Source organism: Planctellipticum variicoloris (genome assembly GCF_030622045.1).
In the GTDB taxonomy this organism is placed as follows: domain Bacteria; phylum Planctomycetota; class Planctomycetia; order Planctomycetales; family Planctomycetaceae; genus Planctellipticum; species Planctellipticum variicoloris.
Genome location: NZ_CP130886.1, coordinates 4,466,558 through 4,481,957, shown reverse-complemented (window position 1 = coordinate 4,481,957; position 15,400 = coordinate 4,466,558). Strand labels below are relative to the sequence as shown.

Genomic DNA, 15,400 nt, shown 5'->3' with positions numbered 1-15,400 from the left:
CCATGAGTACCGCGACGCCATCGCCGAAGACTGTTGAGGAGCGTGCGGCCGATTTGTATCGGCCGTATGACGGAACGCCGTTGTCGAAGCGCGGGGAGCCGGTGTGGGAATTGGCGCTGCGGTATCCGGTGCAGGGGGACTGGACCGAGCGGGATTACTTTGCGGCGGATCTTGAGGGGCTGGTGGAGCTGGTGGATGGCTGCGTCGAGGTGCTGCCGATGCCGACGATCCTGCATCAACTGCTGGTGATGTTTCTGGCGGAACGCTTGCGGCAGCACTTGCAGGGGAAAGGGCTGGTCGTGGTCGCGCCCTGTCCGATCCGGCTCGGGAAGGATCATCTGCGCGAACCGGATGTGTTTTACTTAGCTCCCGGCCGGTCGAAAGATGTGCGGGAGGTTCCGGACGGGGCGGATCTGGTGATGGAGGTCGTCAGTCCCGGTGTGCGCAATCAGCAGCGGGATCGGTTCGACAAGCGGGCTGACTATGCGGCGGCGGGGATTGCGGAGTACTGGATTGTCGATCCCGAGGGGGCGACGGTGACGGTGCTGACTCTCGATGGTGAAACGTACCGGGAACATGGCGTGTTCAAGGCCGGGGAGACGGCGACGTCGGTGCTGCTGCCGGGGCTGGCGGTGGATGTTACGGAGTTGTGGGCTGCGGGGCAGGCTGGTGCGGTTTCTGCTCCTCGGTGAGTGCAGGCAGAGGATGCTTCAATGAGTCCGACAGCGCTGACACAGATTGTCGTCGATCCTCCTGAGAACGGATCGGGACGGCGATCATCCCGACGGGGGGAGCCGGTGTGGGAATTGGCGCTGCAGTACCCGGTGCAGGGGGACTGGACCGAGCGGGATTATTTCGCGGCGGGATTCGAGCAACTGGTCGAACTGGTCGACGGGGAACTGGAGTTTCCGGCGATGCCCAATCTGCAGCACCAGGCGCTGTCGCGGTTTCTGTTTCGGTTGCTGGATGGATTGGTGAGCCGGCAGAAGCTGGGTGAAGCGTATTTTGCTCCGCTGCCGGTGCAGTTGTGGCCGGGGCGGGTTCGCGAGCCAGATATTCTGTTCGTGCAGCAGGGGCGACTCCGTCGAGTGGGGCCGGGGCTGGCCGGCGCGGATCTCGTCATGGAGATTGTGAGCGCGGGGAAAGAGCAGCGCGAACGAGATCTTGTGGCCAAGCGGGCGGATTATGCGGCGGCGGGAATTGCGGAGTACTGGATCATTGACCCCGAGGCGGCGACCGTGACGGTGCTGGCGCTCGATGGCGAAACGTACCGTGAGCACGGCGTGTTCCAGGCGGGGGAGACGGCGACTTCGGTGCTGCTGCCGGGGCTGGCGGTGGATGTTACGGCGCTGTGGGCGGCGGGGCAGGCTGCGGAGTAGCGGGTTCGTCGCGGTCCGCGGGGGGCCACCAGAAGGGGAGGCCCCAGGGGATGCTGAGGGCGGCGAGCAGGCCGCCGAAAATAGCCGCCAGCACGATGGCGACTTTTGCCATTTCTGGAATGCCCGGGAGCGGAATCTGTCCTGGGTCGTCGACGGAAACAACGATGAGAGCGGGGACGATTCCTCCCAGAGCGGAAACGGCGTAGGCGACGAGGTGAAGTCGCTGGCGTCGAACGAGCGGTGCACCGTTGATGATCAGGAGGGCTGTAAATCCAAGGACGAGATTGAATGTTCGCCAGAGATTGCTGTGAGGTCGATCTTTGGTGATATACAGAGCAATATAGAGGGCTGCTGCACTGATGGGGACCGCGACGATCAAAAGCCGCCACCACGATCTTCCATTCCAGTGCTGAATGGGGGCATGAATGAAGATCGCGGCAGTCAGCCCCCAGGTAATACTGATTGCCAGCGAGGACTCGCTGGGGCCCAACACTGCCACGGTCGTGCCGGCCACGATCCAGCTGGCGATGGCCGCCAGTCCGCCCAGGACCAGCGACATGAGGACCGCCCGCTGCAGGACGCTGGTGCGACCACGGAGGAAGAAGGGTTCGCGTAGAAGAGCGGTCATGGGGCGGTTTCCGAAGGGGTGGCTCGCTCGGGCGGCCACCAGAAGGGGAGGCCCCAGGGGATGCTGAGGGCGGCCATCCAACTGCCGAAGAGGGCCACGTAGAGGACGGCGCGCTGCATGGATTGCGTCAGGCCGGGAATGGGCAGGTTGCCCTGGAATCTGGCGAGGAGCAGGACGGTCAGGAGAGCGGCCCCGACTGCCAATGCGACTGAAGTCCCGTACGCGGCGAAGTGTACTCGAGTGCGATGGAGCTGCAGCAGTCCGCCGGCGGCGATTGCGAGAGTCAGTTCCAGCGAGATCACTTGCGGCCGGGAATTGGCGGCATCGGAGTGCAGCCATTCGCAGAGTGACATGACGGCGGCGATGACCGGGATGGCCGCGACGATTCGCATCCAGGACCCTCGATTCCAGAAGTTCAGCGGGGCATGGATCACCAGAGCCACAGTTGTTCCGAAGAGGACCGGGACGAGGTAGCGGATCTGGGGAGACCCGACGGCTCCTTCGAGGAAGAAGATCGAAACGCCCAGCAGCCAGGCGGTGAGCGCGGCGAGGGCTCCGAGGACACAGGAGATGACGACGGCGCGATTCAGCAGCCGGGTGCGACCGTTGAGGAAGAAGGGTTCGCGGAGCGGGGCGGTCATGGGGTGGGCTCCGCCGTGGATGCTTCCGCGGGTGGCCACCAGAAGGGGAGGCCCCAAGGGATGGCGAGGGCGCCGAAGAGACTTCCCAGGAAGGCGGCCAAGACGATGGCGACTATAAATTCCTCGGGCACTCCTGGAATGGCAAGCTGGCCGACGTCGCTGATGGAAAACACGATCGCGGCTGGAACTGCTCCACCGGCCAGTGAGGCCACGTATGCGATGATGTGCCAGCGACTGAGACGGATCAGGAGGATTCCGTTGACGAGCAGGAAGCCCGTCAGGCCGATGATCATGGCCGTCGTTCTGTCGACATGCCGTTGAGCGTAGTGATCCACGAACATGATGAAGCCGTTGAGCGACGCGGTGCTGACGGGGATGGCCAGGAGCGTGAAGCGCCAGGATCGACCGTTCCAAAAGTGGAGCGGGCCGTAGAGCAAGAGAGCAGCCGTGATTCCCCAGATGAGACTGGGCAGGAATGGAGACTCGCCGGGGCCCATTGCCACAACCGCGGCGGCAACAATCCAGCCGACGATTGCGGTCAGGCCGCCCAGGACCAGCGACATGATGACCGCCCGCTGAAGGATGCTTTTGCGTCCGCGGAGGAAGAAGGGTTCGCGGAGGGGGAGCGAGGCGGTCATGGGTCGTCTCATCTGTGGCGGAGAGTTCATTGGCTGCCGAGGTACAATGGCGAATGGCTCGCGTTCGACGATCACTGGGGAGAGTGTTACACTTCACGTCGAGAAAACTGCTTCATGTTCTCCCAGAAAGGCCAGCCCGTGTCTGCTAACCGCCGCGCCGAAGTTGATCAGGCGCTCAAAGACGTCGATTTCTCCAAAAATACGTACCAGATCGAGTTCGAGACGTCGATGGGGACGATTCTGCTCGACCTGTGGCCGGACGTCGCTCCGGGGCACTGCAAGAACATCATCGGGCTGACGAAAATCGGCTATTACGACGGGATTCTGTTTCACCGTGTGATTGACGGCTTCGTGATTCAGGCGGGATGTCCGCAGGGGACGGGAACGGGCGGTCCGGGCTACAAGATCAACCAGGAATTCAACGCCCGGCCGCACGTGGCGGGCGTGCTGTCGATGGCTCGGACGAATGATCCGAACTCGGCGGGTTCACAGTTCTTCCTCTGCCTGGGACCGGTGTCGTCGCTCGACAACCAGTATACCGGGTTCGGCAAGACGGCCGATCAGGCGAGCCTGGATGTGGTTCTGAAGATCGGCAAGGTCGAGACCGGAGCTCAGGACCGTCCGCGGAAGGACGTGAAGATTACCAAGGGGACGGTGAAGGTGACGGCGAAGTAGGGCGGAAGAAGTGGATTCACCGCGGAGGCGCAGAAGACCCGGAGTTCGGAAGAGAGGAATCCGGAAAGTGAAAAGTGAGTATTGAGTAGTGAAAAGTTCAAAGTGATTTCTGCGGCAGTCGGCGGCCTGCGTCCCGCGCTGAGCACGCATCTTTCATTTTGCACTACTCAATACTCACTTTTCACTATCTGGGAGTTTCTCACTCCCCAGTTTCTCCGCGTCTTCGCGGTGAATCTTGACTTCGTCGCCGACCTGGATCAGGCCTCCTTCGAGGATTTTTGCGGTGATGCCGCCGTGGCCGCGCATGGCGTTGTAGCCGCCGGGGCCGAGCACTTCCTCCATCCGCGAGCACGGTTCGCACGGGCCGGAGTATTCCAGCAGGCAGTTTCCCACGCGGAACTGGCGGCCTTTAAGGGCCAGCAGATTCAGACCGGCGACGACCAGATTGCGGCGGAGGAGCCCTGGGTCGACTTCCGGACGTCCGGTCAGGCTGGCGACTGCCGCCAGGTGCTCGTGCTGGATCAGCGTAATCTGGCGCTTGCCGCCGGCGGTGCGGCTCAGGCGGTGGTCGCCGACCAGGCCACGACCGGCGAGGATTTCGGCACGCGCGACCGATTGCACCGGGGTTCGCGAGGCGGGGCGGAGTCCGATCCAGACGAGCTTTCCGACTTGCGGCAGGGTGGCGAGGAGCTCGGGGACGGTTTGCATGGCGGGCTTCGCAGAGAAAGACGTTGGCGCCGAGCTCGTGCGCTGTTTCGGAATTGATGTTGCTAATTTAGTCTAACGTGCCGAGGAGAGATCTGCAGACCGGGGCTTTGCGAAGACGCTGCAGCCCCGGCCACCCGATGGACGAGCGAAGATTTCGCGTGGAGGCGTAATGACCAGTTTGCCGCAGTTACGGACAGGGTTGGAAGTTCGTCGGGCCTGTCGGGAAGGGAGCTGGTCGGGGCCGACGCCGGGCCTGGCGCCCGGTTATGCGCAGGCGAATCTGGTCGTGCTGCCGCGCGACTGGGCGTGGGATTTCCTGCTGTTCTGCCAGCGGAACCCGCAGCCCTGTCCGCTGATCGATGTGACCGAAGCCGGTGCTGTCGCACCATCACTCGCGGCACCCGAGGCCGATCTGCGGTGCGACCTGCCGCGCTACCGGGTCTGGAAAAACGGCGAACTGGTCGATGAGCCGGCGGATGTCTCGCACCTCTGGCGGGATGATCTGGTCAGCTTCTTGATCGGCTGTTCGTTCACATTCGAGTCCGAATTGCAGCGGCACGGCCTGCGTGTCCGGCATCTGGAGGCCGGCTGCAATGTGCCGATGTACAAGACGAACATCGCTTGCCGGTCGGCCGGGCGATTTCATGGTCCGATGGTCGTCTCCATGCGACCCTACGTGCCGGCGGATGCCATTCGGGCCGTGCAGGTGACGGCCGCGTTTCCTGGTTCGCATGGGGCTCCCGTACACCTCGGGATGCCGGAAGCCATTGGAATTCAGGATCTTGCGCAACCGGACTACGGCGACGCGGTGCCGGTTCATCCGGGTGAATTACCGGTCTTCTGGGCGTGCGGCGTGACTCCGCAGGCCGTGCTGCAGGCCGCGAAGCCGCCGTTTGCCATCACACACAGTCCGGGGTGTATGTTTGTTACGGACCTGCAGGACGGCGGCGGGCCGCGTTGAGAGGCGCTGTCAGTCGTCGCCGTCCGCCGTTGCGAGCCCTTCCTCGCGGAAAGTCTGATTGCGATTGAGCCAGTGCGGAGCCGGAACGGGGAATTCCCGCGGAGCATTTTGCGACCGCAGGTCGAATTCCGCGTCGGCCTCGTGCAGCGACCGAATCCGGAAATCGTCCCAGATCAGCGTATACACGAACAGCGGCTCGCCGGTCAGGGAGTAGGCCGGCGGCTGGCTTTCCCAGCAACTGAAGCAGCGACCTGCCGGCGGATCGACGTAGAGTCGCTGTTTGCATTCGGGGCAGACAAGCCCCAGCGGCGTGGCCTGATCTTCAGGCTGCTGATGCGTCAGACACCACGTGTAGCGGTTTTCCGTGCTCATGACGTTCATAGTAGTTGCAGACCGCCGGCAGTCGCCAGACGAGTCTTGAGCCTGATGTGGCAAATCCGCGTTGATTTCCCACAACGAACCAGAACAGGCCGGAATAATCCGCAAAATCGTCAATTTCGTGGTACTGGCGCTGACAATTCAGCGCGGGCGATGTCTGCGGGGCGCCATCCACGTTGGAGAACATCCGCCGTGTTTCGTTCTAAACTGCTCTTTGCCAATTGCTTACGTACTCGGATTGGCGAAAAAAGACGTTGCCTGATTGGCGATGTGAGGGATATGATCTGGTGACTCTGAAGATTGGGGCAGGGAGGAGCTCGACGGGATGCGCTCAAAGTCTGAGCGAGGAAAAATTGCGATCGGTCTCGTCGGCGCGGGGCCGGTCTGGGACCAACGCTACCGCGAAGTCGTCAGCCGACTGAGCGACCGGATCGCGGTTCGCGCCGTCGTCGACAGCGTCCTCTCGCGTGCCCAGCACGTCGCGGCCGAGCTGAATGCTGAGGCGGTCGGCGGGTTGACGGCCCTCTTCGAGCGACCCGAAATCCAGGGGATTCTCGTGCTGGACCCGGCCTGGTTCGGAGTTTTTCCCCTTCGACTGGGGTGCAGGTTCCATAAGCCCGTCTTCCTGGCGGAGTCGCCTCGTTTTGGATTGACTCTGCTGCAGGAACTGGAGCAGCAATCTCGAGACTCCGGGGCAACGATCATGGTCGAATTCGCCCGGCGGCACGAACCGGCGACGAATCGGCTTCGCGAGCTGATGGCGACACGGCTGGGATCCGCCCGCCGGATCGATGTGGAATTGCCCGTTTCAACCGAGGAAAATGACCCCGCAGGCTTCGGATTTCCCGGGAACGCCGTGGCGGCCTGGCTGGACTGGTGCGGCTACGTGGCGGGGTGGTCGCCGCTGCAGATCCGTGTGGAATCTGCTTGTCCAAGCAGCCTGGACGACTCCGGATTTCTCCGCTCAACGCCCAAAGTGACGGTGACATTCGGTCGCCGCGGGCGTGACTCCGACCAAGTGACGGCCGAATTGCGTTTTTGCCCGGATCTTCCAGCCCATAGCGTCCGGCGAATGGTCGGTTGCGATCATGGTGAAGCCGAGTTGACTGGAGCCGAGCGGATCTGTTGGAAAAACGGCGCGTCCGGCGGGAGCGAGTCGCTGGAAAACGAAAAATCCGCAGCGGAAGTGACGCTGCATCAGTTCTGTCGGAGAGTGGCGGGCGGTTTGTTGCCGGTTGCCGGGCTGCCCGACGTTGCTCGAGGACTGCGTCTGGCAGATGCAATCCGACGGAGTGCATCCGAAAATCAGGCGATTTCGCTGGAACCGTAGCCCGTTGTCGCGTGTCCGGAAGCCAGTTCCGACGAAAAACGGCCGTTGTGCCGGCTTCCTGGCGGGGAATCTGGGGCGGAGGCTGGACATCAGGAAGGGGACGCGTAAAATACCGCCCGTCCCTTCCGGACACGTCAGCCACTCGACTTTCAAAGCGATGAATGCCATCGACGGAGAAAGCCGATACTCCGGAAGTGACTCGCAACACGGCGCAGGCCGTGGATGCGCGTGTAGCTCAGTTGGCTAGAGCGCAGCTCTGATAAAGCTGAGGTCCGAGGTTCGAATCCTCGCACGCGCACTGCCGGTTTCGTTGCAATCTGCGTCCTCGGGCGTCGGTCGCGGCAAATCCGGCTGTGCAGGGGATGTAGCTCAATTGGGAGAGCGCCGGCTTTGCAAGCCGGAGGTTGCCGGTTCGATCCCGGTCATCTCCATCGCAGGGGCCTTAACCGCCGGTAAAACGGCGAATTGAGGGCTCTGCCGGCCCCGTCAGGCCGCTGCGACTGGATGCGACAGAAAAACGTCGTGCCAGTCGCTTGACGGTGAGGTTCGGCGGTCGTAAGATTCCCGCTCACCGCAGCGACGGGGTTTGAGCCGGGTTGGTGCGGTGAATCGCGGTCGAGTCCGAGGGGTGAGTTCCAGCCGAGTCAGGTTTACCTGGTTCCGCTGAAGCCCACACCGGGCGCGGCCGGGAGAGCGATCCAGCGGATCGCGGTCCCGGCTTTGTTCTTTGGCAATCTGGCAGTAATGTCTATATCTAGTGGCATCTCACTATTGACTGCGTCTGGTGGAATATCCACCAGCCGTGTTCAGTAAGTACGGCCTTAAGTGATTCGGCGGCCCCTCAGCGGTGATTCATTACACCGGATCGAGGGGTATCAAGCGACCCGTCCTCCGAGTACCTGGAGGGTGGTTCCTGGCGACGGGGGTTCGTTCCGCGAGGGGCGTGGTCCTGGAGACAAGAATCATTGTGGTCAAGCAATTAAGAGCGTGTGGGGGATGTCTCGGCGCCAAGAGGCGGAAGGGCGTGGAAGACTGCGAAAAGCCTGGGGAAGCTGTCAAACAAGCATTGAACCCGGGATACCCGAGCAAACCCAGGGAACTGAAACATCTAAGTACCTGGTGGAACAGAAAGAAAAATCGATTCCCTCAGTAGCGGCGAGCGAAAGGGGAACAGCCCAAACCATCGGCTTCGGCCGGCGGGGTTGTGGGGCGGCGACGTGGTAGTCAGAGCGTTAGGGGAAGCTGTTGGAACGCAGCGCGACACAGGGTGACAGCCCCGTACCCGAAAATGATTCTGACGCCTAGCCTGTCCCCGAGTAGGTCCAGTCACGTGAAACCTGGACTGAATCCGGGAGGCCCATCTCCCAAGGCTAAATACTCCTTGGCGACCGATAGTTAACAAGTAGCGCGAGCGAAAGATGAGAAGAACCCCTGCTAGGGGAGGTACGTGAACCTGAAACCACACGCTTACAAGCTGTCGGAGCCCCTTATGTGGGTGACGGCGTGCCTATTGAATAATGAGCCAGCGAGTTGCCGTCATCGGCTCGGTTAAGGTCCTCAGGACCGCAGCCTCAGGGAAACCGAGTCTGAACAGGGCGTAAATGGTCGATGGCGGCAGACGCGAATCCAAGTGAACTACCCATGAGCAGGTTGAAGCGCGGGTAAGACTGCGTGGAGGACCGAACCCACTAATGTTGAAAAATTAGGGGATGACTTGTGGGGTGGAGTAAAAGTCTCATCAAACTTGGGGATATCTCGTTCTCTCCGAAATAACTTTAGGGTTAGCGTCGGGCAACTACAAGACGGGGGTAGAGATACTGATTTGGCATGGGGGGCTTCCCGCCTACCCAGCCTGACCAAACTCCGAATACCGTTTTGACTATCCCGGCAGTTAGTCCGCGAGGGAGAAGCTTCGCGGTCGAGAGGGAAACAACCCAGATCGCCTGCTAAGGTCCCAGAACTCTGCTAAGTCACAAAGGACATTAGAATACTGAGACAGCCGGGATGTTGGCTTAGAAGCAGCCACCATTTAAAAAGTGCGTAATAGCTTACCGGTCGAGTTTTCTAGTGCCGACAATGATCGGGAGTGAAGCAGAGTGCCGAAGCAGCGAATTCCGTAAGGAGTGGTAGGAGAGCGTTCCAGGACAGATACGAGCCGTACCGTAAGGAGCGGTGTTGGGTCCCGGAAGTGTTTATGCTGGCATGAGTAACGATAAAACAGGTGAGAATCCTGTTCGCCGTAAGCCTAAGGTTTCCTGGGGAAGGTAATTCCGCCCAGGGTTAGGCGGCCCCTTAGGTCAGGCCGAAAGGCGTAGCCGATGGAAAGCCGGTTAATATTCCGGCCCCGTGGTGGGGGCCGATGAGTGACGGCGTCTGAATGGAAGTCGGGCGAATAGAAGTGCCCGTGCCGCAAGGCCGAGTCCTTGTTGACGAAGCTTTCTGCAGGACGTCCAAGAAATAGCTCTAAGGATCGAACCACCACGACCGTACTAAAACTGACACAGGTAGGCGAGGCGAGTAGCCTCAGGCGCTCGGGAGAATTCTGGTTAAGGAACTCTGCAAATTGGCCCCGTAACTTCGGGAGAAGGGGTGCCTTCGCAAGAAGGTCACAGCAAAGCGGCTCTAGCGACTGTTTACTAAAAACACAGGTCTCTGCCAACTCGTAAGAGGATGTATAGAGATTGACGCCTGCTCGGTGCCGGTAGGTTAAGGAAGAGGGTCAGGGCCGCAAGGTTCGAAGCTCGCAACCGAAGCCCCGGTAAACGGCGGCCGTAACTATGACGGTCCTAAGGTAGCGAAATTCCTTGTCGGGTAAGTTCCGACCTGCATGAATGGCGTAACGACTGGAGCACTGTCTCAACCAGAAACCCGGTGAAATTGCAGTAGTGGTGAGGATACCACTTACCCGCAGCTAGACGGAAAGACCCCATGAACCTTTACTGTAGGCTGATATTGTGTCTAGGTAGTTCTTGTGTAGGATAGGTGGGAGGCTGTGAGGCGGGTGCGCTAGCACTCGCGGAGCCAACGTTGAAATACCACCCTGGGCCTACTTGGATTCTAACACCTTGCGGTGAATCCCGCGGGTGGACAGTGTCAGTTGGGCAGTTTGACTGGGGCGGTCTCCTCCTAAAGAGTAACGGAGGAGCTCAAAGGTACCCTCAGCCTGGTTGGCAATCAGGCGTAGAGCGTAAAGGTAGAAGGGTGCTTGACTGCGAGACACATATGTCGAGCAGAGACGAAAGTCGGACTTAGTGATCCGGCGGTTCCGAATGGAAGGGCCGTCGCTCAACAGATAAAAGGTACTCTGGGGATAACAGGCTGATCATGCCCGAGCGTCCATAGCGGCGGCATGGTTTGGCACCTCGATGTCGGCTCATCGCATCCTGGGGGTGAAGAAGCTCCCAAGGGTTCGGCTGTTCGCCGATTAAAGCGGTACGTGAGCTGGGTTTAAACCGTCGTGAGACAGGTTGGTCCCTATCTGCTGTGGGCGTACGAAACTTGAGGGATTTTCTCTTTAGTACGAGAGGATTTGGAGGGACGTACCTCTGGTGTTCCTGTTGTCACGCTCGTGGCACCGCAGGGTAGCTATGTACGGTCGGGATAAGCGCTGAAAGCATATAAGCGCGAAGCCTCTCCCAAGATCAGGTTTCGTTGGACTTCGGTCCTGAAGCCCCCTGGTAGACCACCAGGTTGATAGGCCGGATGTGTAAGGCTGGTAACAGTCTCAGCTGACCGGTACTAACGGGCGAATGCTTGACCACTTTGATTTTTGCCTCCTGGAACGCATTCCTCGGAATGCGAATGTCGCTCGTCGAATGACGAGAGGCCGGAGATGCCGCAACAGACATAGACATTGCTGCCTTTTCGGCCGTCGGTCCTTCGCTGGACCGGCGGCTGTTTTCCGGTGACTTTACGCGTGAGGAAACACACGTTCCCATTCCGAACACGACCGTTAAGCTCACGCGGCCGATGATAGTGCCCACCAGCGCGAAAGTAGGTCATCGCCGGAATCTTTCAAGAACCGCCTCAGGCTTGCCTGGGGCGGTTTTTTCGTTTTCGGGGCTTCGATTTCCGGGGACGGGGCGGGCGCTGGCGGAGAGCGTTCGACTATACTGGGCATGTTCGGATCTCGGGAACGGGAGGCCAGATGCGCAGAGTCACGCGACGAGCTGGAGCGGTGGGCGTGTGGAGCGTCGTGCTGGCGAGCGGGCTGTGCCTGGTCTCGCCCGCCTGGAGCCAGGCCCCGCCGGGCGTCGCCGGCCCCCCGGCGGCCCGCGACCCCGCCCTCGCCACCCACCTCCCCTGGATCTTCAGAGAGCGGACCCAGATCGTCATTGATGGCGAGGGCAGGGAGGCTCTGCCATCGGTTGATGACGCGGCTCGTTGGATCGTTCGTCCGGGTGTGTGCCGATCGGGGGGTGGGAAGTTTTGCAGGCGAGTGCCTTAAGTGGTTGTGTTATCGAACGATGTGGCGTCTCGAAGGGCTGGGGCAATGGGGTTGTTAAAAAATTGCTTCCGGACTGTGTGCCAGTCGCTTGACGGTGAGGTTCGGCGGTCGTAAGATTCCCGCTCACCGCAGCGACGGGGTTTGAGCCGGGTTGGTGCGGTGAATCGCGGTCGAGTCCGAGGGGTGAGTTCCAGCCGAGTCAGGTTTACCTGGTTCCGCTGAAGCCCACACCGGGCGCGGCCGGGAGAGCGATCCAGCGGATCGCGGTCCCGGCTTTGTTCTTTGGCAATCTGGCAGTAATGTCTATATCTAGTGGCATCTCACTATTGACTGCGTCTGGTGGAATATCCACCAGCCGTGTTCAGTAAGTACGGCCTTAAGTGATTCGGCGGCCCCTCAGCGGTGATTCATTACACCGGATCGAGGGGTATCAAGCGACCCGTCCTCCGAGTACCTGGAGGGTGGTTCCTGGCGACGGGGGTTCGTTCCGCGAGGGGCGTGGTCCTGGAGACAAGAATCATTGTGGTCAAGCAATTAAGAGCGTGTGGGGGATGTCTCGGCGCCAAGAGGCGGAAGGGCGTGGAAGACTGCGAAAAGCCTGGGGAAGCTGTCAAACAAGCATTGAACCCGGGATACCCGAGCAAACCCAGGGAACTGAAACATCTAAGTACCTGGTGGAACAGAAAGAAAAATCGATTCCCTCAGTAGCGGCGAGCGAAAGGGGAACAGCCCAAACCATCGGCTTCGGCCGGCGGGGTTGTGGGGCGGCGACGTGGTAGTCAGAGCGTTAGGGGAAGCTGTTGGAACGCAGCGCGACACAGGGTGACAGCCCCGTACCCGAAAATGATTCTGACGCCTAGCCTGTCCCCGAGTAGGTCCAGTCACGTGAAACCTGGACTGAATCCGGGAGGCCCATCTCCCAAGGCTAAATACTCCTTGGCGACCGATAGTTAACAAGTAGCGCGAGCGAAAGATGAGAAGAACCCCTGCTAGGGGAGGTACGTGAACCTGAAACCACACGCTTACAAGCTGTCGGAGCCCCTTATGTGGGTGACGGCGTGCCTATTGAATAATGAGCCAGCGAGTTGCCGTCATCGGCTCGGTTAAGGTCCTCAGGACCGCAGCCTCAGGGAAACCGAGTCTGAACAGGGCGTAAATGGTCGATGGCGGCAGACGCGAATCCAAGTGAACTACCCATGAGCAGGTTGAAGCGCGGGTAAGACTGCGTGGAGGACCGAACCCACTAATGTTGAAAAATTAGGGGATGACTTGTGGGGTGGAGTAAAAGTCTCATCAAACTTGGGGATATCTCGTTCTCTCCGAAATAACTTTAGGGTTAGCGTCGGGCAACTACAAGACGGGGGTAGAGATACTGATTTGGCATGGGGGGCTTCCCGCCTACCCAGCCTGACCAAACTCCGAATACCGTTTTGACTATCCCGGCAGTTAGTCCGCGAGGGAGAAGCTTCGCGGTCGAGAGGGAAACAACCCAGATCGCCTGCTAAGGTCCCAGAACTCTGCTAAGTCACAAAGGACATTAGAATACTGAGACAGCCGGGATGTTGGCTTAGAAGCAGCCACCATTTAAAAAGTGCGTAATAGCTTACCGGTCGAGTTTTCTAGTGCCGACAATGATCGGGAGTGAAGCAGAGTGCCGAAGCAGCGAATTCCGTAAGGAGTGGTAGGAGAGCGTTCCAGGACAGATACGAGCCGTACCGTAAGGAGCGGTGTTGGGTCCCGGAAGTGTTTATGCTGGCATGAGTAACGATAAAACAGGTGAGAATCCTGTTCGCCGTAAGCCTAAGGTTTCCTGGGGAAGGTAATTCCGCCCAGGGTTAGGCGGCCCCTTAGGTCAGGCCGAAAGGCGTAGCCGATGGAAAGCCGGTTAATATTCCGGCCCCGTGGTGGGGGCCGATGAGTGACGGCGTCTGAATGGAAGTCGGGCGAATAGAAGTGCCCGTGCCGCAAGGCCGAGTCCTTGTTGACGAAGCTTTCTGCAGGACGTCCAAGAAATAGCTCTAAGGATCGAACCACCACGACCGTACTAAAACTGACACAGGTAGGCGAGGCGAGTAGCCTCAGGCGCTCGGGAGAATTCTGGTTAAGGAACTCTGCAAATTGGCCCCGTAACTTCGGGAGAAGGGGTGCCTTCGCAAGAAGGTCACAGCAAAGCGGCTCTAGCGACTGTTTACTAAAAACACAGGTCTCTGCCAACTCGTAAGAGGATGTATAGAGATTGACGCCTGCTCGGTGCCGGTAGGTTAAGGAAGAGGGTCAGGGCCGCAAGGTTCGAAGCTCGCAACCGAAGCCCCGGTAAACGGCGGCCGTAACTATGACGGTCCTAAGGTAGCGAAATTCCTTGTCGGGTAAGTTCCGACCTGCATGAATGGCGTAACGACTGGAGCACTGTCTCAACCAGAAACCCGGTGAAATTGCAGTAGTGGTGAGGATACCACTTACCCGCAGCTAGACGGAAAGACCCCATGAACCTTTACTGTAGGCTGATATTGTGTCTAGGTAGTTCTTGTGTAGGATAGGTGGGAGGCTGTGAGGCGGGTGCGCTAGCACTCGCGGAGCCAACGTTGAAATACCACCCTGGGCCTACTTGGATTCTAACACCTTGCGGTGAATCCCGCGGGTGGACAGTGTCAGTTGGGCAGTTTGACTGGGGCGGTCTCCTCCTAAAGAGTAACGGAGGAGCTCAAAGGTACCCTCAGCCTGGTTGGCAATCAGGCGTAGAGCGTAAAGGTAGAAGGGTGCTTGACTGCGAGACACATATGTCGAGCAGAGACGAAAGTCGGACTTAGTGATCCGGCGGTTCCGAATGGAAGGGCCGTCGCTCAACAGATAAAAGGTACTCTGGGGATAACAGGCTGATCATGCCCGAGCGTCCATAGCGGCGGCATGGTTTGGCACCTCGATGTCGGCTCATCGCATCCTGGGGGTGAAGAAGCTCCCAAGGGTTCGGCTGTTCGCCGATTAAAGCGGTACGTGAGCTGGGTTTAAACCGTCGTGAGACAGGTTGGTCCCTATCTGCTGTGGGCGTACGAAACTTGAGGGATTTTCTCTTTAGTACGAGAGGATTTGGAGGGACGTACCTCTGGTGTTCCTGTTGTCACGCTCGTGGCACCGCAGGGTAGCTATGTACGGTCGGGATAAGCGCTGAAAGCATATAAGCGCGAAGCCTCTCCCAAGATCAGGTTTCGTTGGACTTCGGTCCTGAAGCCCCCTGGTAGACCACCAGGTTGATAGGCCGGATGTGTAAGGCTGGTAACAGTCTCAGCTGACCGGTACTAACGGGCGAATGCTTGACCACTTTGATTTTTGCCTCCTGGAACGCATTCCTCGGAATGCGAATGTCGCTCGTCGAATGACGAGAGGCCGGAGATGCCGCAACAGACATAGACATTGCTGCCTTTTCGGCCGTCGGTCCTTCGCTGGACCGGCGGCTGTTTTCCGGTGACTTTACGCGTGAGGAAACACACGTTCCCATTCCGAACACGACCGTTAAGCTCACGCGGCCGATGATAGTGCCCACCAGCGCGAAAGTAGGTCATCGCCGGAATCTTTCAAGAACCGCCTCAGGCTTGCCTGGGGCGGTTTTTTCGTTTTCGG

The 15,400-nt window shown here is 59.6% G+C and carries 10 protein-coding genes, 2 tRNA genes and 4 rRNA genes; 11 read left to right on the top strand and 5 right to left on the bottom strand.

From position 1 onward, the window contains the following. Positions 1-2 precede the first annotated feature (2 nt). Positions 3-692 (top strand): Uma2 family endonuclease, encoded by a 690-nt coding sequence (locus SH412_RS17440; protein WP_336519288.1) that lies wholly within the window; start codon positions 3-5, stop codon positions 690-692. 21 nt (positions 693-713) lie between these two features. Continuing rightward, positions 714-1,379 (top strand): Uma2 family endonuclease, encoded by a 666-nt coding sequence (locus SH412_RS17435; protein ID WP_336519287.1) that lies wholly within the window; start codon positions 714-716, stop codon positions 1,377-1,379. On the opposite strand, the gene SH412_RS17430 is transcribed toward SH412_RS17435, so the two are convergent. The 3 genes from SH412_RS17430 to SH412_RS17420 are packed head-to-tail and all read right to left on the bottom strand — an operon-like array spanning position 1,342 to position 3,286. After that, complete coding sequence (locus SH412_RS17430; RefSeq protein WP_336519286.1) at positions 1,342-2,007, bottom strand: hypothetical protein; 666 nt, start codon at positions 2,005-2,007, stop codon at positions 1,342-1,344. The two genes, SH412_RS17435 and SH412_RS17430, sit on opposite strands and share 38 nt — an antisense overlap. Beyond that, complete coding sequence (locus tag SH412_RS17425; RefSeq protein ID WP_336519285.1) at positions 2,004-2,648, bottom strand: hypothetical protein; 645 nt, start codon at positions 2,646-2,648, stop codon at positions 2,004-2,006. Before SH412_RS17425 ends, SH412_RS17430 begins: the two co-directional genes overlap by 4 nt. Continuing rightward, positions 2,645-3,286 (bottom strand): hypothetical protein, encoded by a 642-nt coding sequence (locus SH412_RS17420; RefSeq protein ID WP_336519284.1) that lies wholly within the window; start codon positions 3,284-3,286, stop codon positions 2,645-2,647. The genes SH412_RS17425 and SH412_RS17420 overlap by 4 nt, the downstream gene beginning before the upstream one ends. Before the next feature lie 138 nt (positions 3,287-3,424). Between SH412_RS17420 and SH412_RS17415 the strand changes: the two genes are divergently transcribed. Then, positions 3,425-3,961, top strand: coding sequence for a peptidylprolyl isomerase (locus SH412_RS17415; RefSeq protein ID WP_336519283.1), 537 nt, complete (start codon positions 3,425-3,427; stop codon positions 3,959-3,961). 174 nt (positions 3,962-4,135) lie between these two features. On the opposite strand, the gene SH412_RS17410 is transcribed toward SH412_RS17415, so the two are convergent. Continuing rightward, a complete protein-coding gene (locus tag SH412_RS17410) occupies positions 4,136-4,669 on the bottom strand; it encodes an MOSC domain-containing protein (protein WP_336519282.1) in 534 nt (177 codons plus the stop codon). 169 nt (positions 4,670-4,838) lie between these two features. Here SH412_RS17410 and SH412_RS17405 point away from each other — a divergent pair, with 169 nt between their 5' ends. Then, positions 4,839-5,630, top strand: coding sequence for a putative hydro-lyase (locus SH412_RS17405; RefSeq protein ID WP_336519281.1), 792 nt, complete (start codon positions 4,839-4,841; stop codon positions 5,628-5,630). Between the two features lie 9 nt (positions 5,631-5,639). Here SH412_RS17405 and SH412_RS17400 read toward each other — a convergent pair whose 3' ends face one another. Beyond that, on the bottom strand, positions 5,640-6,002 hold the full coding sequence (locus tag SH412_RS17400) for a hypothetical protein (RefSeq protein WP_336519280.1): 363 nt from the start codon (positions 6,000-6,002) through the stop codon (positions 5,640-5,642). A 331-nt stretch (positions 6,003-6,333) separates the two neighbouring features. Here SH412_RS17400 and SH412_RS17395 point away from each other — a divergent pair, with 331 nt between their 5' ends. The 7 genes from SH412_RS17395 to rrf (SH412_RS17365) all read left to right on the top strand — a co-directional run bounded on the left by SH412_RS17395 (position 6,334) and on the right by rrf (SH412_RS17365) (position 15,350). Further along, positions 6,334-7,338, top strand: coding sequence for a Gfo/Idh/MocA family oxidoreductase (locus SH412_RS17395; RefSeq protein WP_336519279.1), 1,005 nt, complete (start codon positions 6,334-6,336; stop codon positions 7,336-7,338). A gap of 224 nt (positions 7,339-7,562) precedes the next feature. Continuing rightward, positions 7,563-7,636 (top strand) — tRNA-Ile (locus SH412_RS17390). Between the two features lie 60 nt (positions 7,637-7,696). Beyond that, a tRNA-Ala gene (locus SH412_RS17385) sits at positions 7,697-7,769 on the top strand. 538 nt (positions 7,770-8,307) lie between these two features. Beyond that, positions 8,308-11,099, top strand: a 23S ribosomal RNA gene (locus SH412_RS17380). Between the two features lie 139 nt (positions 11,100-11,238). Next, positions 11,239-11,348 (top strand): 5S ribosomal RNA (rrf, locus tag SH412_RS17375). A gap of 961 nt (positions 11,349-12,309) precedes the next feature. Beyond that, positions 12,310-15,101 (top strand): 23S ribosomal RNA (locus SH412_RS17370). Positions 15,102-15,240: 139 nt separating this feature from the next. After that, positions 15,241-15,350, top strand: a 5S ribosomal RNA gene (gene rrf / locus SH412_RS17365). Positions 15,351-15,400: the final 50 nt, after the last annotated feature.

Bases quoted from the DNA above. Each gene is read 5' to 3' on its own strand.
- SH412_RS17430 (WP_336519286.1), bottom strand. From the start codon at position 2,007: ATGACCGCTCTTCTACGCGAACCCTTCTTCCTCCGTGGTCGCACCAGC.
- SH412_RS17410 (WP_336519282.1), bottom strand. From the start codon at position 4,669: ATGCAAACCGTCCCCGAGCTCCTCGCCACCCTGCCGCAAGTCGGAAAG.
- SH412_RS17405 (WP_336519281.1), top strand. From the start codon at position 4,839: ATGACCAGTTTGCCGCAGTTACGGACAGGGTTGGAAGTTCGTCGGGCC.
- SH412_RS17440 (WP_336519288.1), top strand. From the start codon at position 3: ATGAGTACCGCGACGCCATCGCCGAAGACTGTTGAGGAGCGTGCGGCC.
- SH412_RS17425 (WP_336519285.1), bottom strand. From the start codon at position 2,648: ATGACCGCCCCGCTCCGCGAACCCTTCTTCCTCAACGGTCGCACCCGG.
- SH412_RS17420 (WP_336519284.1), bottom strand. From the start codon at position 3,286: ATGACCGCCTCGCTCCCCCTCCGCGAACCCTTCTTCCTCCGCGGACGC.
- SH412_RS17400 (WP_336519280.1), bottom strand. From the start codon at position 6,002: ATGAGCACGGAAAACCGCTACACGTGGTGTCTGACGCATCAGCAGCCT.
- SH412_RS17395 (WP_336519279.1), top strand. From the start codon at position 6,334: ATGCGCTCAAAGTCTGAGCGAGGAAAAATTGCGATCGGTCTCGTCGGC.
- SH412_RS17435 (WP_336519287.1), top strand. From the start codon at position 714: ATGAGTCCGACAGCGCTGACACAGATTGTCGTCGATCCTCCTGAGAAC.